This is a genomic window from Streptomyces sp. NPDC018045 (assembly GCF_044327445.1).
Lineage (GTDB): Bacteria > Actinomycetota > Actinomycetes > Streptomycetales > Streptomycetaceae > Streptomyces.
On sequence record NZ_JBIRFL010000013.1, the window covers coordinates 1 to 22,298 of the forward strand.

Below are 22,298 nucleotides of genomic sequence, written 5' to 3' on the forward strand. Positions count from 1 at the left end.
GGGGGGGGGGGGGGGGGGGGGGGGGGGGGGGGGGGGGGGGGGGGGGGGGGGGGCGTTGGGCCGGCCCCCGGGGGGGGGGGGGCCCGGGGGGGGGGGGGGCCCCCCCGGCGGTGTCGCCACCGCAGCAGGCGACCACGCACACACCACACACCTCAGGGGCTGTCCAACTGGGCGGCCCCTGAGGCGTTGTGCCCCCTTTCCCGGTGGTGGCGGGGATATTGTCGGCTGATGAACCAGAAGACGTACGAACAGGCGGAGTTGACCACCGACAACGCGGAATGCGCCCAGTGCGGCACCACCGCCGAGGGCACACCGACCACCTGGACCTGCACCATCACCAACGGCACCCGCCACCACCTCTGCGACACCTGCACCCGCGCCCACCTGCGCGTCATCGAGTCCCACCTGGACCCGGTACCGACGCGGTGAAGGCGGGACGCCGCCGCGGTGAAGGCGGGGTGCCGACGAGGTGGAGGCGCGGGGAGGCGCGGTGCGTCGTCCCGCGGTGGGCCGACGCGCCGCAAGGGCCGGTCCGCCGTATGCGTCAGGCCGGCGTTTCCTCCACCGTGGAGTGGTTCTGCTCGGGTACGGAAGCGGCGGGCGTGCCGGCGGAGGTGAAGCCCGGGAGCCAGGACTCCAGCTCGTCGCGCAGCCGGACGGTGGCCCCCAACTGGCACAGCACGCCGATCGTGCTCAGCGTCACGCGGTGTATCAGCAGGTAGGAGGGGGGCAGGTTGAGCTGGCGGCCCAGTTGGTAGGCGGGGGAGCGGGGGTCGGCGATGCGCGCGGCCTGGGTGCGCATCCAGGAGCGGGTGAAGGTGAAGCCGTCCACCTGGGCCGGTTCGATGATCGGGAGCAGATAGTCCAGCACCGCGTCGGGGTCCAGCTCGATGGACTCCTTCACGAAGCCCTCCTCGCACAGCAGTTCGTAGACCGCGTCGGCCTCGCCGTCGAGCGTCATGCGCAGTGAGGCGCCGATCGTGGGCGGCAGGCCGTCCGGCAGCCGGTCGACCGTGCCGAAGTCGAGCACGCCCAGCCGCCACCTCTCCGCCGGGCCGTCGGGGGCGTCACCGGTCAGCAGCCGGAAGTTCCCCGGGTGGGGGTCGGCGTGCAGCAGGCCCGTGCGGGCGGTGCCGGAGAAGAGGAAGCGGGCGAGGAGCTGCCCGGCCCGGTCGCGCTCCTCCTGGGTGCCGTTCGCGATGATCTCCGAGAGGGGGACGCCGTCCATCCACTCGGTCACCAGCACCTGGTCACCCTGATGGACCACGGCGGGCACCCGTACGTCGGGATCGTCGGCGAACTCCTCGGCGTGTGCCTGCTGGGCCTCGGCCTCCAGGGCGTAGTCCAGCTCCTCGGAGACCCGGTCGCGCAGCTCGGAGATCAGCGGCTTGATGTCCATGCCGGGGATCAGCGGCCCGAGCAGCCGGGCGAACCGGCCCAGTTGGGACAGGTCGGACAGCAGGGCCGCGCCCGCTCCCGGATACTGGACCTTGACGGCCACCGCGCGGCCGTCGTGCCAGACCGCGCGGTGGACCTGCCCGATCGACGCGGCCGCCGACGGCTTGTCGTCGAACTCCGTGAACAGCTCGCGCCAGCCCTCGCCCAGCCGCTCCGCCAGCACCGCGTGCACCGAATCCGTCGGCATCGGCGGCGCGGCTTCCTGAAGTTTGGTGAGCGCGGCGCGGTACGGACCGGCGATCTCCTCCGGCAGTGCCGACTCGAAGACCGACAGCGCCTGCCCGAACTTCATGGCACCGCCCTTCAGCTCGCCGAGCACCCGGAAGAGCTGCTCGGCGGTCCGCTGCTGGAGCTCGCGGCCGACGAGGTCCGCCGACCTGCCGCCGATCCGCTTGCCCAGCCCCCAGGTGGCGCGGCCGGCGAATCCCAGTGGCAGCGCGGCCAGCTTGGCGGTACGGGTGACCGCCTTGCGGGGAAGATCTGACATGCGCCCCTCCAACTCACACTGTCCCCAACCGGGGTTACTCCGCCATTGTTACGTGTCGCCGACGCGGATCCGAGGCTCCGGCCGGCGCTGCCGCGCCGCAGCCGCACTCCGGATGCGGCGCGACCCTGGTCGTCCGCCAGTCCGCACAGGGCAGCGCGACCTCCATCCGGGCTCCCGTGCAGGGTGGCAACTGACCGTCCAGGAACGCCAGCGCCTGCACGGCGGCCAGCCCCGCCACCGACGTCGCCAGCGCCGCGTCGCACGCCGGGACGGCCGGCGCGCCGCGCCCGGACCGCCACTGGGCCAGCAGCCGCGGCCAGGCCGGCTCCGCGTCCGTACGCCGGAGCTGCAAACAGCCCGCGCAGGAGGAGCCGCCCGGCAGGACCAGCGGGCCCACCACGCCGGTCCCCTCGACCACCCCCGCGAACAGATGAGGGATTCCCGCGGTCAGGAAGGGCTCGCACAGGACCGGATCGGGGGCGTAGGCGGCGAGGCCGTCACGCGGAGCGATCACGACCAGCCCGAGGCCCGGCTCCCCCGCGTCCGACGGCCCGCTTTCGGGCCGGAGCCTGCGCGACCAGGGTGAGGCACGGTGGACCAGACTGCGGGCAGCGGTGTCCCGGCGCGCGCCGATCTGCTCCGCCCGCACCCCGCCCGGTACGACGTCCCAGGGCTCGACCTTCCCGCCGTCCTGCACCTCCACCCGTCCGATGCCCGCCGCCGAGAGCAGGGCCGCGACCGAGGCGCCCACCCGGCCGGCGCCGCGCACCCGCGCCCGTATGGCGTGCCGCGCTCCCATCCGCTCCAATCCGCCCGCGGCCTCGGGATGCCGCACGGACAGCGACGCGAGATCCGCCCGGAGCCGGCCGAAGGCCGCGGCGTCCGCGCGCACCGTCTCGGCCGCCGCACCGCCCGCCGACGGCACGTCGAGCAGGCCGGCCCGCCCCAGCCGGTCCACCACCCGCCGCGCGTGCTCGGCCGGCAGGCCCAGCGACTCGGCGGCGTCCGCCAACTGCTCAAGGCTCCGCGTGCCGTCGATCAAGGCCAGAAAACTCCCGGTGGCCGTGTCCACCGGTCCCAGCTCCACCGCGTGCGCGGGGGCCACCCCGAACCGCACCGTCTCGCGGTCCCGCCATCCGCGCCGCAGCGCGGGCTTGAGCATCGGATACATGAATCCGTCCCCCGTCGATCGGATTTCGTCCAGCGGTCTTCAGCATCCCCCGCCCGCGCGGCGGGCGTCGGAAGTTGTCCACAGCCGACAGGCAATAGTCATACAAGCCGTACCCGCCTCTGAGCGGTTCGGGAACGTGGCGCAAGCCGGGGGCGGGACTTCCCGTACGGGCAGCGGGTAACGTCGGGGCGTGCCCGCCGACCCTTTGCGCCGAGCCGCAGACCCCCAACGCAGGACCGCCGCGCGCCCCGCGACCGGGCGTTCCGCGACAAGCGCGGTCGAGGTGCGCAGGAGCTCGCGGCGACGCCGTACGGTCTCCGCCTACCGCGAGGGAGACCGCACCATCGTCCTGATCCCGGCCCGGATGTCCGAGGCCGAGGAGCGGCGCTGGGTCACGGTGATGCTGGACAAGCTCGCCGCGCAGGAGAGCAAGCGGCAACTCGGCGACAGCGAGCTGGCCGAACGCGCCGAGCGCCTGTCGGAGCAGTACCTGGGCGGCCGCGCGCGGCCCGCGACCGTGCGCTGGGTGACGAACCAGAACACCCGCTGGGGATCCTGCACACCCGCGGAGGGCAGCATCCGCCTCTCGCACCGGCTCCAGGGAATGCCGGAGTACGTCGTCGACTACGTACTCCTCCACGAACTGGCGCACCTTCTCGTCCCCGGTCACGGGCAGCGTTTCTGGCAGCTTTTGGAGACATACCCGCGTACGGAGCGTGCGCGCGGCTATCTCGAAGGGGTGGTCGCGGCGGACCGGCTGCCGCATTTGCCCGCGGCCCGTACGGAATAGGGCCGGTTGTGCCCGGTTCGTGCTGTCCCCGGCATCGCCCGCTGTCGGCGGCAGCGGTTAGCCTGGCGCGACGTCATCAGAGCGCACAGCGGGAGCGGGGGACGGTCGTTACGTATGGCCAGGGAATTCCAGCGGGGCCACAAGGCCAGGATCAGTGATCTGACGGCCGGGACGGATCTGTACGTGGGCGTGCGGATCGCGGGGTCCGGTCTGTCCTTCGACATCAGTTGCTTCGGTCTCGACGCGGACGAGCGGCTCTCCGACGACCGGTATTTCGTCTTCTTCAACCAGCCCGCGTCACCCGAGGGGGCCATCCAGTTGCTGGGCCCCCAGGCGGGCGACACGGAGTCCTTCCGGGTCACGCTCGACCGGATCCCGCAGCACGTCCAGAAGCTCTCCTTCACCGCCACGCTCGACGGCGCGGGCCAGATGTCCCAGGTAGGCCCTGGTTACCTGCGCATCGTCGCCGGCGGCGAGGAGGTCGCGCGGTACGCGTTCGACGGTGCCGAGTTCAGCACCGAGCGCGCCGTGATGCTCGGCGACTTCTATCTGAAGGACGTGTGGCGCTTCGCCGCGGTCGGGCAGGGCTTCGACGGCGGTCTGGAGGCGCTGCTGAAGAACTTCGGCGGTGCGGTCGCCGAGGAAGAGCCCGCGGCCGCCCCCGAGCCGGCGCCGCAGGGCGCGGTGCCGGGTTTCGCGCCGCCCGCCACCTCCGAGCCGCCGCCGGGTTTCGCCGTCCCGGGAGCCCAGGGACAGCCCGCCCCGCAGCAGCAGCCCGCTCCGGCCTTCGGCGCGCCACCGAGCGCGCCCCCAGGCGCTCCCGAGGGGCAGCAGCCGCACGGAGCCCCTCAGCCGCAGGTCCCGGCCCAGGCGCAGCCGCCGCAGCCCCCGCCGCCCCAGCAGCCGGCTCCGCAGGCGCACACCGCCCCGACGATCGCGGCTCCGATGGCGCCCCCCGGCACACCACCCGGTCAGGTCCCCGGACAGCAGCCCCCGCACCAGCAGGCACCGCCGCCGTACGGCCAGCCGGCTCACCAAGCCCCGCCCCAGGCCCCGTACGGCCAGCCGGGCGGCCGGTTCCCCGGCCTGCCGGCCCCTGCCTCGTACGGCGTGCCCAAGGGCGGCGGCCCCGGCCTCGGCGTCGTCCTGGAGAAGTACCGCGAAGCGCCCACGGGCCGGCGGTGGACGCCGCAGAACGAGAAACTGATCCGCGCCGACCTCGGCATCGACGGGCAGCCGGTGCTCGCCCGTCAGGGCAGCATGGTGCTCTACCAGGGCAAGGTCGACTTCTCCTACAAGGGCGCCGGCCTCCGGGGCCGCGTCGTGGGCAACGCCACCGGCCAGGAGATGCAGCTCATGCGCTGCACGGGCCAGGGCCAGGTGTTCTTCGCGGACAACAGCGCCCATGTGCACCCCATCGAGCTCCAGGGCGACGCGATCTGCGTGTCGGCCGAGAGTGTGCTCGCCTTCGACGAGACGCTGCAGCACGAGACCCGCCGTATCGAGGGGCACGGCATCCCGGGCGGCGCGCTGTTCACCATGCAGTTCCAGGGCACCGGCACGGTCGTCGTCACGACCCAGGGCACCCCGGTCGTCCTCCCGGTCACCCCGACGACGTTCGCGGACGCCAACGCCATCGTCGCCTGGTCGGCCGCCTCGCAGGTGATCATCTCCAGTCAGGTGAGCCTGCGCCGCAGCGCGTATCCGGGTCACTCCGGCGAGACCGTGAACCTCCAGTTCCGGGGCGCGCCCGGCAACTTCATCGTCGTCCAGCCCTACGAGGTCTGAGGGAGCCCGCCATGTATGAACAGCATCTCTCGGGCCATGCCCCGACCGCACCCGCCGCCCGCATGGAGAACCACGGCAGTGCGATGGTGAAGATCGCCATGCAGAGCGGTCAGGACATCTTCGCCCGCACCGGCTCGATGGTCGCCTACGAGGGCTTCGTCCAGTACGAGCCCAACCCGCCCGCGGTCCGCCAGATGGCCTCCCAGTGGCTGACCGGCGAGGGCGCGCCCCTGATGAAGTGCACCGGTGACGGCCTGCTCTACCTCGCCGACTACGGCGCGGACGTCGTCTGCGTCAACCTCGACGGCGACTCGATCTCCGTCAACGGCACCAACCTCCTGGCCTTCGACGCCCACCTCCAGTGGGGCGTCCAGCGCGTCAAGGGCATGGCGAAGTTCGCCGGTCAGGGCCTCTTCAACGTCGGCATCTCGGGCACCGGCTGGGTCGCGCTGACCTCCCGCGGCACCCCGATCGTGGTGGACTGCGGGCGCGGCGAGGACGAGACGTACGTCGATCCGGACGCGCTCGTCGCCTGGTCGGCCAATCTGAAGATGAAGGGCAAGCGCAGCTTCAAGGCGTCCTCGATGATCGGGCGCGGCAGCGGCGAGGCGTACCAGCTCGGCTTCTCGGGCCAGGGCTTCGTCGTCGTACAGCCCAGTGAGGACAGCACCGACCGGCTCCGGACCCGGGGCTGAGGGGGAGGACGTCAAGCCATCATGCAGAGTCCGCTTTTCGCCCATACCGAGGCGCAGACCCAGGACCGGTACACCCTGCAGAACCCGCAGCTCCTGCGGGTCGCCCTACAGGGCCACGAGGACCTGCTCGCCCGTAAGGGCAGCATGGTCGCCTACCAGGGACTGCTGGAATTCGACGGGAATCATCAGACACCGGGCCAGCAGCGCGCCCGCGCCGCCTCCGGTGAGGGCCTGGACCTGATGCGCGTCTCCGGGCAGGGCACCGTCTACCTGGCCAACCTCGCGCAGTACGTGCACGTCATGGACGTCGACCACGACGGTCTGACCGTGGACAGCAGCTATGTGCTGGCGCTTGACTCCGGCCTCCACTGGGAGGTGATCTCGGTGGACAGCCAGTACGGGATCTCCGGAACCGGGAAGTACCAGCTCAATATCTCCGGCCGCGGCAAGGTCGTGCTGATGACCTCGGGCCAGCCGCTGATGATGCAGGTCACCCCGGACAAGTACGTCAACGCCGACGCGGACGCGGTGGTCGCCTGGTCCGCCTCGCTGCGGGTCCAGATGCAGGCGCAGACGCACTCCTCGGGCGTCTGGCGGCGCCGCGGCAGCACGGGCGAGGGCTGGGAGCTGAGCTTCCTGGGGCAGGGCTACGCGCTCGTCCAGCCCAGTGAGCTGCTGCCGCCGCAGAACGCCGTCCTCGGGTCCGGCCTGGCCGCCCAGTTCGGCATGGGGCAGCAAGGCGCCCACGGCCAGAACCAGGGCAACATCTTCACCAACTGAGACGCACCGCACGGGCGGCCCGCGCGCCCCTCCCCAGGAGGGGTGCGCGGGCGGCCGACGCGTGCCCTACAGAAGCGCGCGCGTGCGCTCCACGAGGCGTACGACCGACTCGTCCGCCACCTCCGCCACCTCGGCGTACGGGAACCAGCGAAGATCCAGCGACTCGTCGCTGATCACCGCCTCGGCGCCGTCGGGCGCCAGCGCCGCGTACTGCACGTCCAGATGCCACGCGCACGGCGTCAGATGCCGGTCCAGGCGCACCGGCCCGCCCAGCAGCGTCAGCCCGGACGCGATCCCGGACTCCTCGCGCGCCTCGCGCAGCGCCGCGTCAGCGAGCGTGGCGTCCTCCGGCTCGCAGTGCCCGCCCATCTGGAGCCACATCTTGAGCTTGCGGTGCAGCGTCAGCAGGACCCGGCCGCGCGCCGGATCGATGACCAGGGCGCTGGCCGTGATGTGCCCGTCCTTGCAGGGCTTGCCCATGCCGTCGGGGTGGGCCGCCAGATGGTCCAGGTAGGAGAGCCGCAGCCGCTCCTGCTCAGGGGACGGCGCGGGCCACTCCTTGAGGACCCGCGCCGCGTCGTCGTGAAGGCTCACTTCTCGCCGTCGCCCTTGTCGCCTTCGGCCCCGGGCTTGCCGCCCTCCTCAGAGCCGCCCTGGGCACCGCCCTCGCCGGTCTCCTTCGTCAGGTCCGGCTTCCCGGCGCCGCCCGCGGCCTCCCCGAGCATCTTGTCCAGCTCGGAGAAGTCCAACTGCTCGTGGTGGACGAAGCCGTCCGGGTCGTCCAGGTCGGCGGCCGTCGGCAGCATGTCCGGGTGCTCCCAGAGCGCGTCCCGGCCGTCCAGGCCGCGCGCGTCCGTCAGCAGGGCCCACAGCCGCGAGGCGTCCCGCAGGCGCCGCGGACGCAGCTCCAGGCCGATGAGGGTGGCGAAGGTCTGCTCGGCCGGACCACCGGTCGCCCGGCGCCGCCGCAGCGTCTCGCGCAGCGCGTCGGCCGACGGCAGGTGCGGGGAGGCGGCGGCGTGCACCACCGCGTCCACCCAGCCCTCGACGAGGGCCAGCGCCGTCTCCAGACGGGCCAGCGCCGCCTTCTGCTCCGGGGTGTCCTCCGGCTGGAACATGCCCTGCTGGAGGGCGTTCTGCAGCTCCTCGGGGTGCTGCGGGTCGAGCTGGCCGACCACGTCCTCCAGCTTGGTCGTGTCGACCTTGATGCCGCGGGCGTACCCCTCGACCGCGCCGAACAGGTGCGAGCGCAGCCACGGCACGTGGGCGAAGAGCCGCTGGTGGGCGGCCTCGCGCAGGGCCAGGTAGAGTCGCACCTCCTCCTCGGGCACGCCGAGGCCGGAGCCGAAGCTCGCGATGTTGCCCGGCAGCAGCGCGGCCTTGCCGGCCGGCCCCAGGGGCAGCCCGACGTCCGTGGAGCCGACGACCTCGCCGGCCAGGACGCCCAGCGCCTGTCCGATCTGCGTGCCGAACATGGCGCCGCCCATGGAGCGCATCATGCCGAGCAGCGGGCCCGCCATGGCCTGCATCTCCTCGGGCAGGACATCGCCCATGGCCGCTCCGACGCGCTCCGCGACCGGGTCCACCAGGTCCTTCCACACCGGCAGGGTCTCCTCGACCCACTCGGCGCGGCTCCACGACAGCACCGTGCTCGCGCCCGACGGCAACGACGTCACGCCGTCCAGCCACAGGTCGGCGAGGCGCACGGCCTCCTCGACGGCCGCCCGCTCACCGGGGGAGACGCTCGCGTCCTTGGTGCCGTCCTCGGTGCCCTGCGCGACGGTCTGCCGCGCGATGTCCTTGGCCATGTCCCAGTTCACCGGGCCGCCCTCGTACGAGAGCATCTGGCCCAGCTTCTGGAAGGCGGCGCCAAGATCGCCAGGGTTCATCTCGCCACCAGGGCCGCCCATGCCGCCGAAGAGCGCCGCGAACGGGTTGTCCGCGCCGCCGCTCCCGCCGCCGAATCCGAACGGGTTCGCGGGGCCCTGGCTACCTCCCTGGCCGCCCTTCTTCTTGCCGTTGTCGCCGTCCTCCGGCTCCTCCGGCGGAAGGCCGAATCCAAATGGGGTGTCACTCACGGGTTTCCTCGGCTCGTAGGGCCGCCGGCCCGGGGCCGGCGGCGGCTGCCCGACATTCTCTTCCAGCCTAGACACCCGCCCCGCTTCGGGGCTCGGTGCTTCGCCGTCCCGGCGCCTGCGGCAGGATGGACGCCACCTGGTACGTACGCGTCAGCACGCCTACGCACTGAAGACAACCGCTGGAGACGCCCGGTGAGTTCCCCAGATCCGACCGTTCGCGCAGCGCGAAACGCTGCGGCCGATTCCGAGACCGCAGGAAAACAGGTGGCCGGCGCGCCCGCCCGGCCGCTGCGCCGCCCCGTCGTCGCGGTCACCGGCGCCGCCTCCGGGGTGGGCGCCCTGCTGACCCAGGCGCTGACCGAGTCCGACGAGGTCAAGCGGGTCGTGGCCATCGACGAGCGGCGCGGCGAGGCCGCCGAGGCGCACTGGCACGTCCTGGACGTCCGGGACCCGGCCATCGCCGACAAGCTGCGCGGCGCCGACGTCGTCGTGCACCTCGCCGTCGACCTCGACCTGGAGACCGACGCCGCGGCCCGTACGGCGTACAACGTGCGCGGTACGCAGACGGTCCTCACGGCCGCCGCGGCCGCCGGCGTGCACCGGGTCGTGCTCTGCACCTCCGCCATGGTCTACGGCGCGCTCCCGGACAACGACGTGCCGCTGGCCGAGGACGCCGAGCTGCGGGCCACCGCCGACGCCACCGGGGTCGGCGACCTTTTGGAGATCGAGCGCCTGGCGCATCGCGCGCCCCGCGCGCACCCCGGCCTGAACGTCACCGTCCTGCGCCCCACCGTCCTGGTGGGCGGTACGGACACCGCGCTGACCCGCTACTTCGAGTCGCCGCGGCTGCTGGTCGTCGCCGGTTCCCGCCCCGCCTGGCAGTTCTGCCACGTGGAGGACCTGGTCAGCGCCCTGCGGTACGCCGCGCTGGAGAAGGTCGACGGCGAGCTGGCGGTGGGCTGCGACGGGTGGCTGGAGCAGGAGGAGGTCGAGGAGCTGTCCGGTATCCGGCGCATGGAGCTGCCGTCCTCGGTGGCGCTCGGCGCCGCCGCCCGGCTGCACCGCATCGGCCTCACGCCGTCGCCCGCCGGTGACCTGGCATACACGATGCATCCGTGGGTCGTCAGCGGCAGCCGGCTGCACGAGGCGGGCTGGCGCCCCCGGTGGACGAACGAAGAGGTGCTGGCCGAGCTGCTGGAGGAGGTCGCGGGCCGGCACACGGTCGCGGGCCGCCGCCTGGGCCGCAAGGACGCCACCGCGGCCGGCGCGGCCGGCGCGACGGTCGCCCTCCTGGGCACCGCCGCCCTGGTACGCCGGGCCCGCAAGGCCCGACGGCGCATCTGAGGCCCGCGGACCGGCCGCGGGGTGGCCTTCGCGGGTCGATACGGGCGCGCTGTCCGTGCGCCTGTAGGAGCCTCCAATGCGCCCTGTTACAGGACCGGTGGAAAGGCCATGCCCCGTGGCGCCGCCGCGTACGGCACGATGGAGCCATGCCAGGCACGTATGACCACCCGGGCGAGCAGGGTGCGGCGGACGCGATCCGCCTTCTCGCGGTCCGTGACACCCCGCTGTCCTTGGACGAGGTCTTCGCGGCCGTCGGTGACCCGGCCGCCGGCGGCACGGCCCTGTTCGTCGGCACGGTCCGTTCCCACGACGGCGGCGCCGACGTCGACGCCCTCGGCTACTCGGCGCACCCGAGCGCCGAGGCCGAACTGCGCCGCGTCGCCGAGAAGGTGGCCGCCGACTTTCCCGTACGCGCGCTGGCCGCGGTGCACCGCGTGGGCGAGCTGTCCATCGGTGACCTCGCCGTCGTCGTGGCGGTCTCCTGCCCGCACCGGGCGGAGGCGTTCGCGGCCTGCCGGCGGCTGATCGACGACCTCAAGCACGAGGTGCCGATATGGAAGCACCAGCGATTTTCGGACGGTACGCAGGAGTGGGTCGGCGCCTGCTGACGGCCGGTTCCCGGCGGTGGCGCCCGTTCCGGGAGGCGTGCGGCAAAGCCTTTACGCGCGCTCCGGTTGCGTAACCCGGCCCCTGGCGTAAGCGTTGACCTGGCAGATGGTTAATCTGCTTATTCGTCTTATTCGTCGTTGCGGTTGTACAAGGGGTCGGGAGGCCGCTGTGGGAGCGCTTCTCTGGTTGCTGATTCCGGTTCTCGCCGTCATCGCCGCCGTCGTGTGGAGCAGTTGGGCATCGCGCAACCGCCGGACCGGGGACGTCGCGGAACTGGCGGGCTACGCGCGCTTCCGGGAGGCGATGGAGAAGCCCGAGAAGGCGCATTCCGGTTCTGACGCGGCATGAGCACGACGAGCTGAATCGACGGCGTGGCGGGCGTACGCGGCCGCAAGCGGCCGTCGTGGTTCCGGTTGCCCGGTGCCCTCGCCCGTTTCCGCCCGCCTCCGGACGGACGGCCCCGGGGACCGGGTGTCGGAGGCGTCCCGTACTGTCGTTCCATGCCACGCCGCACCGCGACGCTGCTCGCCTCTCTCGTGATGCTGATTGCGCTGATCTGCGCCGGGATGGTGATTCCCGTTCCGTATTCGGAGATGTATCCGGGGCCCACGACCAACACCCTGGGTGAGCACAAGGGCGATCCGGTGCTGCAGATATCCGGGCACAAGACGTACCCGACCTCCGGCAACCTCAACATGGTCACGGTCCGGGTCACCGGCGCCGAATACCGGATGAACCTCTTCGAGGCGGTCGTCGGCTGGCTGAAGCACGACAGCCTCGTGGTGCCGCACAAGACCCTCTACCCGGAGGGCCAGACGGCGGAGCAGTCCGATCAGCAGAACGCCGAGGAGTTCTCCCAGTCCCTGGAGAGCGCCAAGGTCGCGGCGTTCAAGCAGCTCAAGATCCCGGTGGGTTCCCAGACGGTGGTGGCATCCGTCGTCAAGGACGCCCCCGCGGACGGCAAGCTGCACGCCGGAGACGTGATCAAGGCCGTGGACGGTACGGCGATCAAGGCCAACACCGACGTCGCCAAGCTCGTCACCCGGCACAAGCCCGGTGAGCGGGCGGTCTTCACGGTGATCCCGGCCAAGGAGGCGGCCGCGGCCCAGAAGAAGGGCAAGCGGCCCGAGGGCCCCACCAAGGACGTCGCCGTCACGACCGCGAAGGCCAAGGACGGCCGGTCCGTCGTCGGCATCCAGGCCGGTATCGACTACACGTTCCCGTTCAACGTCGACATCAAGCTGGCCGACGTCAGCGGCCCCAGCGCCGGGCTGATGTTCGCCCTCGGGATCATCGACAAGCTCACGCCCGAGGACCTGACCGGCGGCAAGTTCATCGCCGGTACGGGCACGATCGACGCCGAGGGCAAGGTCGGGCCGATCGGCGGCATCGCGATGAAGGTCGTCGGCGCGCGCAACAAGGGCGCCGAGTATTTCCTCACGCCCAAGGACAACTGCGCGACCGTCGTCGACGACCACCCGGAGGGCCTGCGCCTGGTCAAGGTGGACACCATCCAGGACGCGCTGACGTCCCTGGAGAAGATCCGCAAGGGCGACACGGCCGCCTTGCCGAGCTGCCCCGCGAACAAGTAGGCGGCCCGCTTCCGGGCCCGGCACTGCCGCGCCCGACGGGCCCGGCACTGCCGCCCCGGAAGCGGGCCCGGCGCCCGCTCCGCCCGTACGAGAGCCCCGGGCTGCCGGGCGTCCGTACGAGCCGACTGCCCGCCCCGCCCGCAAGAGGGCCCGTGAGAGGCGCTGAGAGCCCCGCCACCGGCCGTGCCGGGGCACCCGCCCCGGCTCCGGACCGGCCGCCGTGTCAGCCCTCGAAGGTGGCGGCCAGCGCGTCCGCCAGCCCCGGCACCAGCGCCGAGCCGGTCAGCACCTCGGACGTGGCGTCCTTCTCCCGCAGCCGCAGCGCCGACTCGCGCGTGCCGTCCCGCAGCACCGCCACCGTCATCCGCACCTCCTGGCGGTCCGGGTGGTCGGCGACCCACTTCGCGAGCTGGGCCTCGTCCATGCCCTCCGGTACGGAGTCCTCCGCGGACGGCGGCAGCATCAGCCGCTCCACGGTCATCGCGCAGCCGGCCACCGCGTCCGGCCAGCCGATGGTCGCCAGGAACTCGTCCAGCGGCGCGTCGGCGGGGACCTCGTCCTGCTCGACCGGGGTCAGCGAGGCGGTGGTGGAGTCGTCGATGCCGAGCTGTTCGGCGAGCGAGGGTTCCTGCTCACGGAGCTGTGCGGTGTCCACGAGGGCGAAGAGGCGGGCGGGCTGGTCCCAGCCGAGCCCGGCGGCGTACTCGTCGATTTCGAGTACGGCGCGGGTCAGCGGGCTGGCGGCGAGGGGGGTGCCGTCGACGGGAAGGTTGTTCATGCTCAATATCGTGCCTTGCGGACCCCGGAAAACGGGAACCGAGTAAAGCCTTAGTAAGTTGCAACAGTGGGTCCTACTATCGCCGGGCCTGCTCAACACGACAGCGAACTTCGAGGTGCGCACCTTGGCTTTCCAGATGCCGGACCGCGGCGGAGGCCCGACAGGGCCACGGATCAGAGTCGGCCGACCGTCCCGGCGGGTCCGGACCCTGCTCATGACACTGGGCGTGCTGGCCGTGCTGGCCATGCTCTTCGTCATGTTCTCCGGGTTCTGGACCGACTGGCTCTGGTTCCGGTCGGTCAAGTACTCCTCGGTCTTCACCACCACCCTGTGGACGAAGATCGGACTGTTTCTCGCCTTCGGCGTCCTGATGGCCGCCGCGGTCGGCATCAACATCTGGCTGGCGCACCGATTGCGGCCGCCGCTGAGTGCGATGTCCATGGAGCAGCAGAGCCTGGACCGCTACCGCATGGGCATCGCCCCGTACAAGAAGTGGGCGCTGCTCGCGGTCACCGCGGTGGTGGGCCTGATCGCCGGTGCCTCGGCCTCCGGTCAGTGGCGTACGTGGCTCCAGTGGGTGAACGGCGTGCCGTTCGGCCAGCAGGACCCGCAGTTCGGCAAGGACGTCTCGTTCTACGCCTTCGACCTGCCCTGGTACCGCTTCCTGCTCAGCTTCGGCTTCGCGTGCGCGGTGCTGTGCCTGATCGCCGCGGCGCTCACGCACTATCTGTACGGCGGGCTGCGCGTCACGAGCCCCGGCTCGCGCGCGACGGCCGCCGCCACCGGCCACCTGTCCGTGCTGCTGGGCATCTTCGTGTCGCTCAAGGCCATCGCGTACTGGCTCGACCGGTACGGCCTGGCGGTGAAGTCCAGCGGGCTGAAGTCCGCCGACGGCTGGACCGGCCTGCGCTATGTGGACGCCAACGCCTACCTGCCTGCCAAGACGATCCTGTTCTTCATCGCGGCGATCTGCGCGGTGCTCTTCTTCGCGACGCTGTGGCGCCGTACCTGGCAGTTGCCGGTCATCGGCTTCGGTCTGATGGTGCTCTCCGCGGTCCTCATCGGCGGTCTGTACCCGGCCATCGTGCAGAAGTTCCAGGTCCAGCCGAACGAGCAGGCCAAGGAAGCGCCGTACATCAAGCAGAACATCAAGGCGACCCGCGACGCGTACGACATCAACGGTGTCGACGTGCAGAGCTACGAGGGCAACTACAAGCCGAAGGACGACACCGAACGGCAGAAGCTGCGGGACGCCGCCGACACCACGGCGAGCGTGCGGCTGCTCGACCCGAACGTGGTCTCCCCGGCCTTCCAGCAGCGCCAGCAGGTCCGCAGCTACTACCAGTTCCCGTCCACCCTCGACGTCGACCGCTACAAGGACAAGGACGGCAAGGACCAGGACACCGTCATCGGTCTGCGTGAGCTGAACCTCAACGGCGTCTCCGAGCGGAACTGGATCAACGACCACTTCAAGTACACCCACGGGTACGGCGCCGTGGCGGCCAAGGGCACCACGTTCGCCGAGGGCGGCGAGCCAGCCTACACCGAGAGCGAGCTGCCCTCGAAGGGCCAGTTCGGGCCGTACGAGCAGCGCGTCTACTACGGCGAGAAGACCACGCAGTACTCGATCGTGGGCGGGCCGCAGAAGGAGCTGGACTACTCCTCCGACAAGAGCGGCGAGAAGAGCTACAGCTACACGGGCAAGAGCGGGGTGAACCTCGCCAACCCGATCAACCGGGCCGCCTACGCGGTCGCGTTCGGTGAGCCGCAGATCCTCTACTCGGGCGCCATCGGCAAGAACTCGCGGATCCTGTACAACCGCACGCCCAAGGAGCGCGTGGAGGCGGTCGCCCCCTGGCTGACCATCGACGGCGACGCCTACCCGGCGGTCATCGACGGCCGGATCAAGTGGATCGTCGACGCCTACACGACGAGCAACGGCTATCCGTACGCCTCGCGCACCACGCTCGGCGACACCACGGCCGACTCGCTCACCGATGGTCAGCGGGCGGTCGTCGCCCAGCAGAATCAGGTCAACTACATCCGCAACTCGGTCAAGGCCACGGTCGACGCCTATGACGGCTCGGTCAAGCTCTACCAGTGGGACACCAAGGACCCGGTCCTGAAGACCTGGATGAAGTCGTTCCCGGGCACGGTCGAGAAGAAGAGTTCCATCAGCAAGTCCCTGATGGAGCACATGCGCTACCCGCAGGACCTCTTCAAGGTGCAGCGCCAGCTCCTGACGACGTACCACGTCACCGACCCGAACACCTTCTACACGGGCAGCGAGCGCTGGCAGGTGCCGAACGACCCGACGAACAAGTCGGGCAACTCGGTGCCGCCGTACTACCAGAGCCTGAAGATGCCGGACCAAAAGGCCCAGACCTTCGCGCTCACCACGACGTTCACCCCCAACAAGCGGGACAACCTGGGTGCGTTCATGGCCGTCGACGCCAACGCCACCAGTGGTGACTACGGCAAGATCAGAGTGCTGAAACTGCCGTCCCAGACACCGGTGCCGGGTCCGCAGCAGGTCCAGTCGAAGTTCAACTCCGATCCAAAGATCGCCAATGAGCTGAACATCCTGAAGAAACTCGGTGACTCCGAGATCGAGTACGGCAACCTGCTGACGGTCCCGATGAACGGCGGCCTGCTGTACGTGGAGCCGGTCTACCTGCGCGGCGCGGGCACCAACTACCCGCTGCTGAAGAAGGTGCTGGTCAGCTACGGCGAGAACGACCCCGTGCTGGGCAACAACCTGGCCGAGGCGCTGGACGTCGTGTTCGGCAAGAAGCCGCCGGGCTCCGGCACGGAGCAGCCGCCGTCCGACGGCGGCGACACGGGTCAGCAGCCGCCTGCCGACCAGACGGTCCAACAGGCCCTCGACGACGCCGTGAAGGCGTACGAGGAGGGCGAGAAGGCCCGCAGGGACGGCGACTGGGGCGGCTACGGCGAGGCCCAGAAGAAGCTGAAGGCGGCCCTGGACCGGGCGGCCGAGGCGGAGAAGAAGTCCGCGCAGAAGGGTGACGCCGGCAAGAACGGCGGCGCCGGCGGAGGCTGACACCGCGGCCCGGCCCCCAGCTCCTGAGCGGCGGGTCGGGCACCACCTCCGTGCCGTGGTACCTTGGATACACAACGGCGCGGGGTGGAGCAGCTCGGTAGCTCGCTGGGCTCATAACCCAGAGGTCGCAGGTTCAAATCCTGTCCCCGCTACTGAAGAACGAAGGCCCGGATCCTTGGGATCCGGGCCTTCGTCATGTGTGGTGCGACACGCCCGGACGGGTACGCCTTTTCCAGATGTGAACGGAAGCGGAGGGGAACGGAGTTTGGCATGTCTCTGTATCGGGAAGTCGACAAAACGCTGTAGTGACCTCACTGGCTGCGGTATACCAGGTGTACGCGGGTTGCGGGTGGTGCGACGATGGCCCTCATGGGGGACAAGGCAAGGTTGTTGGAGACAGGCCGGTTTGTGCACGCGCCCGACGACGGGCGCGAATCCGGGACACCGGGCGGACGGGACACCGTGCTTCCGGACCAGCGTGATGCCGACATGCCGCTGGACGTGATCGAGGCCGACGCCGCCACCGAGGCGTCCGAAGCCGTGACCGAAGCCGGCCACCGCCGCGCCGCCGAAGCCGGCGACACCGGAGCCATGAGCGTGCTGGGCGCGATGCTGCTGCGCCGCGGCGACCTGGACGGCGCCGAACCGTACCTGCGCTCCGCCACCGCGGCGGGCGACCGCGCGGCCGCCAACAACCTGGGCGTCCTGCTGCACCAGCGCGGTTACGCGGACGAGGCGGCGGGCTGGTGGCGGATCGCCGCCGTCGCCGGATCCGCCGCGGCCGCCCACGCGCTCGGCCGCTTCTACCGTGAACGCGGCGACGAGCCCGCCGCCGAGTACTGGCTGCGCCAGTCCGCCGAGTCGGGACACTGCCTGGGCGCGTACGCCCTCGCCGACCTTCTGGAGCACCGCGGCGACGTGGGGGCCGAGCGCTGGTTCCGGGCCGCCGCCGAGCGCGGGCACCGCGAGGCCGCGTACCGCCTCGCCCGTCTGCTGGACGAGCGCGCCAACGCCGTGGGCGGCGACGGCACTCCGGACGCCGAGGCCGAGCAGTGGTACCGCCAGGCCGCCGCGCGCGGGCACCGCCGTGCCGCCCTGCACCTGGGCACGCTCCTGGAGGAGCGCGGTGAGACCCAGGAGGCCGGCCGCTGGTACCTGACCGCCGCCAAGGGCGGCGAGGCGCGGGCCGCCTGCGCGCTGGGCTTCCTGCTGCGCGACGCGGGCGACGAGGACAGCGCCGCCGAGTGGTGGCGCCGCGCCGCCCAGGACGGCGACGGCAACGCCGCCAACGCGCTGGGCGCGCTGCACGCCGACCGCGGCGAGACGCAGACCGCCGAGCGCTGGTACCGCGCCGCGCTGGACGCGGGCGACGTCAACGGCGCGTACAACATCGGCCTGCTCTGCGCCGAGCAGGGCCGGGACGGCCGCGGCGAGCAGTGGTACCGCCGCGCCGCCTACGCCGGGCACCGCGAGGCCGCCAACGCGCTCGCCATCATGCTGCTCCAGCGCGGCGACTCGGCCGGCGCCGAACCATGGTTCTCCAAGGCCGCCGAGGCGGGCAGCGTGGACGCCGCCTTCAACCTCGGCATCCTGTACGCGGAGCGCGGCGCGGAGCGGATGGCGCACGAGTGGTACGAGCGCGCCGCGGCGGCCGGTCACACCGAGGCCGCCCTCCAGGTCGCCATCGTCCAACTGCGCGACGGCGACACGGCGGCCGCCGAGCGGAACCTGCGCCGCGCGGCGGAGGGCGGCAGCGCCGAGGCCGCGTTCCGCCTCGCCGACCTGCTGGACCGCCGCGACGGCGGTGCGGTCGAGCGGCGACAGGGCGACGAGTGCACCCGGTGGTACGAGCACGCCGCGCAGCAGGGGCACCGGCGCGCCCAGGTCCGGGTTGGCATGTTCGCGGCAGCGCGAGGCGATGTGGTCGAGGCCGCGCGCTGGTACCGCGCCGCGGCCGAGGCGGGCAGCCGCAACGGCGCCTTCAACCTCGGCCTGCTGCTGGCCCGGGAGGGCAGCCTGCCCGAAGCGGCGCTGTGGTGGACCCGCGCGGCCGAGGACGGGCACGGGCGCGCCGCCCTGCGCCTGGCCCTGCTCGCCGCCCGGCGCGGCGCGCTCGCCGAGGGGCACCAGTGGTGCCGGCGGGCCGTGGAGCTCGGGCCGCCGGAGGTCGCGGAGCGCGCGGCGCGGCTGCGCGAGGCGCTCCAGGAGGAGCTGACGGCGTAGGCGACGGCGTACGGGGTGCGCGGGGTGCCCCGTACGGCGCGCCCGGACGCCGCTGGCCTCAGGGCAACGGAACGTGATTTGCGCTGGTCGGCGCGGTGAGGTTACAGTAGACACACAACGGCGCGGGGTGGAGCAGCTCGGTAGCTCGCTGGGCTCATAACCCAGAGGTCGCAGGTTCAAATCCTGTCCCCGCTACTGAAGACCAAGGCCCGGATTCCCAGGAATCCGGGCCTTCGTCGTGTGTGCGGGTGCGGCAGGGCCGCCGCCCGGCTCACTCGCCGGGGCGTTCGCCCTTCGGGCCCCGGCCGCGCTCCGTTCGCGGGCCCCGGCTGCGCAGGCCCTCTTCGTCCTGGAGCGTCTCGTTGGCTTCCTCGTTGGCCTGCTGGCCGCTGATCCCGCTGTTCTCGGCGTCCTTGCGGAGCCGCGCGCGGCGGGTGTCGTACTTCTTGCTGCCGGGCTCGGGCACGGTGACCACCTCCTGGGCCCCTGAGTGCCCCGGCGAGTCGGGTGAAAACGCCTGTATCAGACATACCGGGATGCGCCGGCCCCGGAGTATGGCCGCCCATGCCGAAGAGCCCGCGCCGGGTCGGAGGGCGGGCTCTTCCTGGGGGCGGCGGCGCAGCCGCCGCCGGGCTCAGTGGTGCGAGTGGCAGTTGGGACAGATGCCCCGGTAGGTCACCGACACCTCGGAGACCTGGAAGCCGAAGCGCTCCGGCACCGGCAGGGCGGCGAGCGGGTCGCTGTCCAGATGCACGTCCCTTATCGTCCCGCACCGCGAGCACACCAGGTGCTGGTGGTCGTGGTGGGCGTTGGGGTCGTACCGCTTGGCGCGGCCGTCCGTGCTGACCTCGATCACCTCGCCGAGCGAAACCAGCTCGCCGAGGGTGTTGTACACGGTCGCGCGCGAGATCTCCGGCAGGCGCTCGGTCGCCCGCGCGTGCACTTCGTCAGCGGTGTAGTGGACGTGGTCCCCGTCGAGGACCTCGGCGACGACGCGTCGCTGCGCGGTCAGCCGCCAGCCGCGTCCCCGGAGTCGTTCCAGCAGGTCACTCATGCCAATCACCTATCAGTCAGATAAGGCCAGAGTAGCAGTGGCTCGTCCATCACCGGATTCGGTACGACTTTCGGGTTCTTCTTGACTTAGACATTGTCCAATGTAGGATCGGTTTCGGCGCAAGCCAAGGGCAGGTTCAGACTCAGGAGGCGCACGTGTCGGTACAGAGCAGCACCGGACCGCTGACCACGGAGGCCGGGGCTCCGGTCGCGGACAACCAGAACAGCGAGACGGCCGGCATCGGCGGTCCCGGACTCATCCAGGACCAGCTCCTGATCGAGAAGCTCGCGCACTTCAACCGTGAGCGCATCCCGGAGCGCGTGGTGCACGCCCGAGGCGCCGGTGCGTACGGCACCTTCACGGTGACCGCCGACGTCACGCGGTACACCCGCGCCGCGTTCCTCTCCGAGGTCGGCAAGCAGACCGAGACGTTCCTGCGGTTCTCCACCGTCGCCGGCAACCTCGGCGCCGCCGACGCGGTGCGCGACCCGCGCGGCTTCGCGCTGAAGTTCTACACCGAAGACGGCAACTACGACCTCGTCGGCAACAACACCCCGGTGTTCTTCATCAAGGACGCCATCAAGTTCCCCGACTTCATCCACACCCAGAAGCGCGACCCGTACACCGGCTCGACGGAGGCGGACAACGTCTGGGACTTCTGGGGTCTGTCGCCCGAGTCCACCCACCAGGTGACCTGGCTGTTCGGTGACCGCGGCATCCCGGCGTCCTACCGCCACATGGACGGCTTCGGCTCGCACACCTACCAGTGGAACAACGAGGCCGGCGAGGTCTTCTGGGTCAAGTACCACTTCAAGACCGACCAGGGCATCAAGACCCTCACCCAGGCCGAGGCCGACAAGCTCGCCGGTGAGGACCCCGACAGCCACCAGCGTGACCTGCGCGAGTCCATCGAGCGCGGCGAGTTCCCGAGCTGGACCGTGCAGGTGCAGATCATGCCGGCCGCCGACGCCGCGACGTACCGCTTCAACCCGTTCGACCTGACCAAGGTCTGGCCGCACGCGGACTACCCGCCGATCGAGATCGGCAAGCTGGAGCTCAACCGCAATCCGGAGAACATCTTCGCCGAGGTCGAGCAGTCGATCTTCTCCCCGCACCACTTCGTGCCGGGCATCGGCCCCTCGCCCGACAAGATGCTCCAGGGCCGCCTGTTCGCGTACGCCGACGCCCACCGCTACCGCGTCGGCATCAACGCCGACCACCTGCCGGTCAACCGCCCGCACGCCACCGAGGCGCGCTCGCACGGCCGGGACGGCTCGCTCTACGACGGCCGGCACGGCCGCGCGAAGAACTACGAGCCGAACAGCTTCGACGGCCCGGTGCAGACCGACCGCCCGCTGTGGCAGCCGATCGCGGTGAGCGGCACGACCGGTCAGGAGGCCGCACCCGCGCACGCGGAGGACAACGACTACGTGCAGGCCGGCAACCTGTACCGCCTGATGACGGAAGAGGAGAAGGAGCGCCTGATCGACAATCTGGCCGGCTTCATCTCGAAGGTCTCGCGCGACGACATCGCCCAGCGCGCGATCGAGAACTTCCGCAAGGCGGACCCCGACTACGGCAAGCGGCTGGAGGCCGCGGTCCAGGCCCTGCGCGGCTGACCCATCCCTTGTCGTAAAACCGAAGAGGCCGGACGCCAGTGGGCTCCGGCCTCTTCGCGTGCGCGCGGGACGCCGTTCGGCCGCGCCTTCCGCCGTACGGCCGCGCGCCGGCCCGGGCAGGGCCGGGCGCCGCCTCGGGTGCGGCAGTGCCGCCCGCGCCGGCTGCCGCAGGGCCGCGGTCCGGCGCGGGCGGGTGCCGTGGTTCCCGCCCGCCGTCACGTCCGCGCGGGGGTCACGCCGGTACGGCGCCGACCGGCTCCGCGCGCCGCTCCGAGACCGTGGCCCGGCACCGGATGATGTCGCGGACCGACACGATGCCCACCGGCTCCAGGTCGTCGAGCACGATGAGGTGCCGGAAACCGCCGCGCACCATGGCGTCGGCGGCCTCGTCGAGCGTCCACTCGGGAGCGGCGAAGACCACGTCCGATGTCGTGTGGGCCTGCGCGGTCTCCCGGTCCGGGTCCTCACCCGCGCCCAGGGAGTTGAGGATGTCGCGCTCGGTGAGGATGCCGAGCCCGCTGGTGTCGGTGTCCAGGACGACGGCCGCGCCGACGCGCCGCGCCGCCATCAGGTGGGCTGCCTGGCGCAGGGTGTGGGCGGGCCCGATGGTGAGGACCACCGTGCTCATGGCGTTGCGCACGTACATGGGCATGGAATGGAGCCACCTCCTTGACGCTTGCGTGTGCACCTTGCGAATCGATTCACAAGTTCACAAGCTTCGGTGTTCTCATGTTCACATGCGTCCGGGGGCGCAACAAGGGGCGCGGAACG

At 71.5% G+C, this 22,298-nt stretch carries 20 protein-coding genes and 2 tRNA genes; 14 read left to right on the plus strand and 8 right to left on the minus strand.

What is annotated here, in order from left to right; genetic code table 11:
- Positions 1-228: 228 nt before the first annotated feature.
- Positions 229-429: a hypothetical protein gene (locus ACH4EB_RS25325; RefSeq protein ID WP_398349954.1), complete on the plus strand. Its 201-nt coding sequence runs from the start codon at positions 229-231 to the stop codon at positions 427-429.
- A 115-nt stretch (positions 430-544) separates the two neighbouring features.
- On the opposite strand, the gene ACH4EB_RS25330 is transcribed toward ACH4EB_RS25325, so the two are convergent.
- Together ACH4EB_RS25330 and ACH4EB_RS25335 are read right to left on the minus strand one after the other, a co-directional pair.
- Positions 545-1,945, minus strand: a complete 1,401-nt coding sequence (locus ACH4EB_RS25330; RefSeq protein ID WP_398349955.1) for an ABC1 kinase family protein — start codon at positions 1,943-1,945, stop codon at positions 545-547.
- A gap of 34 nt (positions 1,946-1,979) precedes the next feature.
- Positions 1,980-3,116: a TOMM precursor leader peptide-binding protein gene (locus tag ACH4EB_RS25335; RefSeq protein WP_398349956.1), complete on the minus strand. Its 1,137-nt coding sequence runs from the start codon at positions 3,114-3,116 to the stop codon at positions 1,980-1,982.
- A 190-nt stretch (positions 3,117-3,306) separates the two neighbouring features.
- Between ACH4EB_RS25335 and ACH4EB_RS25340 the strand changes: the two genes are divergently transcribed.
- The 4 genes from ACH4EB_RS25340 (at position 3,307) to ACH4EB_RS25355 (ending at position 7,169) form a co-directional block, all read left to right on the plus strand.
- The gene (locus ACH4EB_RS25340; protein WP_398349957.1) at positions 3,307-3,906 is read left to right on the plus strand and encodes a M48 family metallopeptidase; all 600 of its coding nucleotides are present in this window, start codon (positions 3,307-3,309) and stop codon (positions 3,904-3,906) included.
- Positions 3,907-4,020: 114 nt separating this feature from the next.
- Positions 4,021-5,694, plus strand: coding sequence for a TerD family protein (locus ACH4EB_RS25345; RefSeq protein ID WP_398349958.1), 1,674 nt, complete (start codon positions 4,021-4,023; stop codon positions 5,692-5,694).
- Positions 5,695-5,705: 11 nt separating this feature from the next.
- Positions 5,706-6,389, plus strand: coding sequence for an AIM24 family protein (locus tag ACH4EB_RS25350; RefSeq protein ID WP_398349959.1), 684 nt, complete (start codon positions 5,706-5,708; stop codon positions 6,387-6,389).
- A gap of 21 nt (positions 6,390-6,410) precedes the next feature.
- Complete coding sequence (locus ACH4EB_RS25355) at positions 6,411-7,169, plus strand: AIM24 family protein (RefSeq protein ID WP_398349961.1); 759 nt, start codon at positions 6,411-6,413, stop codon at positions 7,167-7,169.
- A gap of 66 nt (positions 7,170-7,235) precedes the next feature.
- On the opposite strand, the gene ACH4EB_RS25360 is transcribed toward ACH4EB_RS25355, so the two are convergent.
- Positions 7,236-7,763 carry an NUDIX hydrolase gene (locus ACH4EB_RS25360; protein WP_398349962.1) on the minus strand — a complete coding sequence of 176 codons (528 nt, stop codon included), beginning with the start codon at positions 7,761-7,763 and terminating at the stop codon, positions 7,236-7,238.
- Positions 7,760-9,247: a zinc-dependent metalloprotease gene (locus ACH4EB_RS25365; protein WP_398349963.1), complete on the minus strand. Its 1,488-nt coding sequence runs from the start codon at positions 9,245-9,247 to the stop codon at positions 7,760-7,762. The genes ACH4EB_RS25360 and ACH4EB_RS25365 overlap by 4 nt, the downstream gene beginning before the upstream one ends.
- A 192-nt stretch (positions 9,248-9,439) precedes the next feature.
- Here ACH4EB_RS25365 and ACH4EB_RS25370 point away from each other — a divergent pair, with 192 nt between their 5' ends.
- The 4 genes from ACH4EB_RS25370 (at position 9,440) to ACH4EB_RS25385 (ending at position 12,792) form a co-directional block, all read left to right on the plus strand.
- Positions 9,440-10,591 (plus strand): SDR family oxidoreductase, encoded by a 1,152-nt coding sequence (locus ACH4EB_RS25370; protein WP_398349965.1) that lies wholly within the window; start codon positions 9,440-9,442, stop codon positions 10,589-10,591.
- 146 nt (positions 10,592-10,737) lie between these two features.
- A complete protein-coding gene (locus tag ACH4EB_RS25375) occupies positions 10,738-11,199 on the plus strand; it encodes a molybdenum cofactor biosynthesis protein MoaE (protein ID WP_398349966.1) in 462 nt (153 codons plus the stop codon).
- 169 nt (positions 11,200-11,368) lie between these two features.
- Positions 11,369-11,548 carry a hypothetical protein gene (locus ACH4EB_RS25380; protein WP_365836013.1) on the plus strand — a complete coding sequence of 60 codons (180 nt, stop codon included), beginning with the start codon at positions 11,369-11,371 and terminating at the stop codon, positions 11,546-11,548.
- A gap of 152 nt (positions 11,549-11,700) precedes the next feature.
- Positions 11,701-12,792 carry a PDZ domain-containing protein gene (locus ACH4EB_RS25385; protein ID WP_398349968.1) on the plus strand — a complete coding sequence of 364 codons (1,092 nt, stop codon included), beginning with the start codon at positions 11,701-11,703 and terminating at the stop codon, positions 12,790-12,792.
- 223 nt (positions 12,793-13,015) lie between these two features.
- Here the strand turns inward: ACH4EB_RS25385 and ACH4EB_RS25390 are convergent, their stop codons facing one another.
- Complete coding sequence (locus ACH4EB_RS25390; RefSeq protein ID WP_398349970.1) at positions 13,016-13,570, minus strand: PPA1309 family protein; 555 nt, start codon at positions 13,568-13,570, stop codon at positions 13,016-13,018.
- Between the two features lie 136 nt (positions 13,571-13,706).
- Here ACH4EB_RS25390 and ACH4EB_RS25395 point away from each other — a divergent pair, with 136 nt between their 5' ends.
- From ACH4EB_RS25395 to ACH4EB_RS25410, 4 genes are all read left to right on the plus strand, one after another.
- Entirely contained in the window at positions 13,707-16,631 is a 2,925-nt protein-coding gene (locus ACH4EB_RS25395) for a UPF0182 family protein (protein ID WP_398350130.1), read from the plus strand.
- A gap of 78 nt (positions 16,632-16,709) precedes the next feature.
- Positions 16,710-16,783, plus strand: a tRNA-Met gene (locus ACH4EB_RS25400).
- Positions 16,784-16,991: 208 nt separating this feature from the next.
- Positions 16,992-18,854: a tetratricopeptide repeat protein gene (locus tag ACH4EB_RS25405; RefSeq protein WP_398349972.1), complete on the plus strand. Its 1,863-nt coding sequence runs from the start codon at positions 16,992-16,994 to the stop codon at positions 18,852-18,854.
- A 121-nt stretch (positions 18,855-18,975) separates the two neighbouring features.
- A tRNA-Met gene (locus tag ACH4EB_RS25410) sits at positions 18,976-19,049 on the plus strand.
- A 76-nt stretch (positions 19,050-19,125) separates the two neighbouring features.
- On the opposite strand, the gene ACH4EB_RS25415 is transcribed toward ACH4EB_RS25410, so the two are convergent.
- Both ACH4EB_RS25415 and ACH4EB_RS25420 read right to left on the minus strand, forming a co-directional pair.
- A complete protein-coding gene (locus ACH4EB_RS25415) occupies positions 19,126-19,320 on the minus strand; it encodes a hypothetical protein (RefSeq protein WP_398349974.1) in 195 nt (64 codons plus the stop codon).
- 168 nt (positions 19,321-19,488) lie between these two features.
- On the minus strand, positions 19,489-19,908 hold the full coding sequence (locus ACH4EB_RS25420) for a Fur family transcriptional regulator (protein WP_398349975.1): 420 nt from the start codon (positions 19,906-19,908) through the stop codon (positions 19,489-19,491).
- Positions 19,909-20,063: 155 nt separating this feature from the next.
- Between ACH4EB_RS25420 and ACH4EB_RS25425 the strand changes: the two genes are divergently transcribed.
- The gene (locus ACH4EB_RS25425; RefSeq protein WP_398349977.1) at positions 20,064-21,527 is read left to right on the plus strand and encodes a catalase; all 1,464 of its coding nucleotides are present in this window, start codon (positions 20,064-20,066) and stop codon (positions 21,525-21,527) included.
- 232 nt (positions 21,528-21,759) lie between these two features.
- Here the strand turns inward: ACH4EB_RS25425 and ACH4EB_RS25430 are convergent, their stop codons facing one another.
- Entirely contained in the window at positions 21,760-22,173 is a 414-nt protein-coding gene (locus ACH4EB_RS25430; RefSeq protein WP_398350132.1) for a cyclic nucleotide-binding/CBS domain-containing protein, read from the minus strand.
- Between the last annotated feature and the right edge of the window lie 125 nt (positions 22,174-22,298).

Excerpts from the sequence above, each read along its gene's own strand:
- ACH4EB_RS25325 (WP_398349954.1), top strand. The coding sequence starts at position 229 with ATGAACCAGAAGACGTACGAACAGGCGGAGTTGACCACCGACAACGCG.
- ACH4EB_RS25330 (WP_398349955.1), bottom strand. The coding sequence starts at position 1,945 with ATGTCAGATCTTCCCCGCAAGGCGGTCACCCGTACCGCCAAGCTGGCC.
- ACH4EB_RS25335 (WP_398349956.1), bottom strand. The coding sequence starts at position 3,116 with ATGTATCCGATGCTCAAGCCCGCGCTGCGGCGCGGATGGCGGGACCGC.
- ACH4EB_RS25345 (WP_398349958.1), top strand. The coding sequence starts at position 4,021 with ATGGCCAGGGAATTCCAGCGGGGCCACAAGGCCAGGATCAGTGATCTG.
- ACH4EB_RS25350 (WP_398349959.1), top strand. The coding sequence starts at position 5,706 with ATGTATGAACAGCATCTCTCGGGCCATGCCCCGACCGCACCCGCCGCC.
- ACH4EB_RS25355 (WP_398349961.1), top strand. The coding sequence starts at position 6,411 with ATGCAGAGTCCGCTTTTCGCCCATACCGAGGCGCAGACCCAGGACCGG.
- ACH4EB_RS25375 (WP_398349966.1), top strand. The coding sequence starts at position 10,738 with ATGCCAGGCACGTATGACCACCCGGGCGAGCAGGGTGCGGCGGACGCG.
- ACH4EB_RS25385 (WP_398349968.1), top strand. The coding sequence starts at position 11,701 with ATGCCACGCCGCACCGCGACGCTGCTCGCCTCTCTCGTGATGCTGATT.
- ACH4EB_RS25390 (WP_398349970.1), bottom strand. The coding sequence starts at position 13,570 with ATGAACAACCTTCCCGTCGACGGCACCCCCCTCGCCGCCAGCCCGCTG.
- ACH4EB_RS25395 (WP_398350130.1), top strand. The coding sequence starts at position 13,707 with ATGCCGGACCGCGGCGGAGGCCCGACAGGGCCACGGATCAGAGTCGGC.
- ACH4EB_RS25405 (WP_398349972.1), top strand. The coding sequence starts at position 16,992 with ATGGCCCTCATGGGGGACAAGGCAAGGTTGTTGGAGACAGGCCGGTTT.
- ACH4EB_RS25420 (WP_398349975.1), bottom strand. The coding sequence starts at position 19,908 with ATGAGTGACCTGCTGGAACGACTCCGGGGACGCGGCTGGCGGCTGACC.
- ACH4EB_RS25430 (WP_398350132.1), bottom strand. The coding sequence starts at position 22,173 with ATGTACGTGCGCAACGCCATGAGCACGGTGGTCCTCACCATCGGGCCC.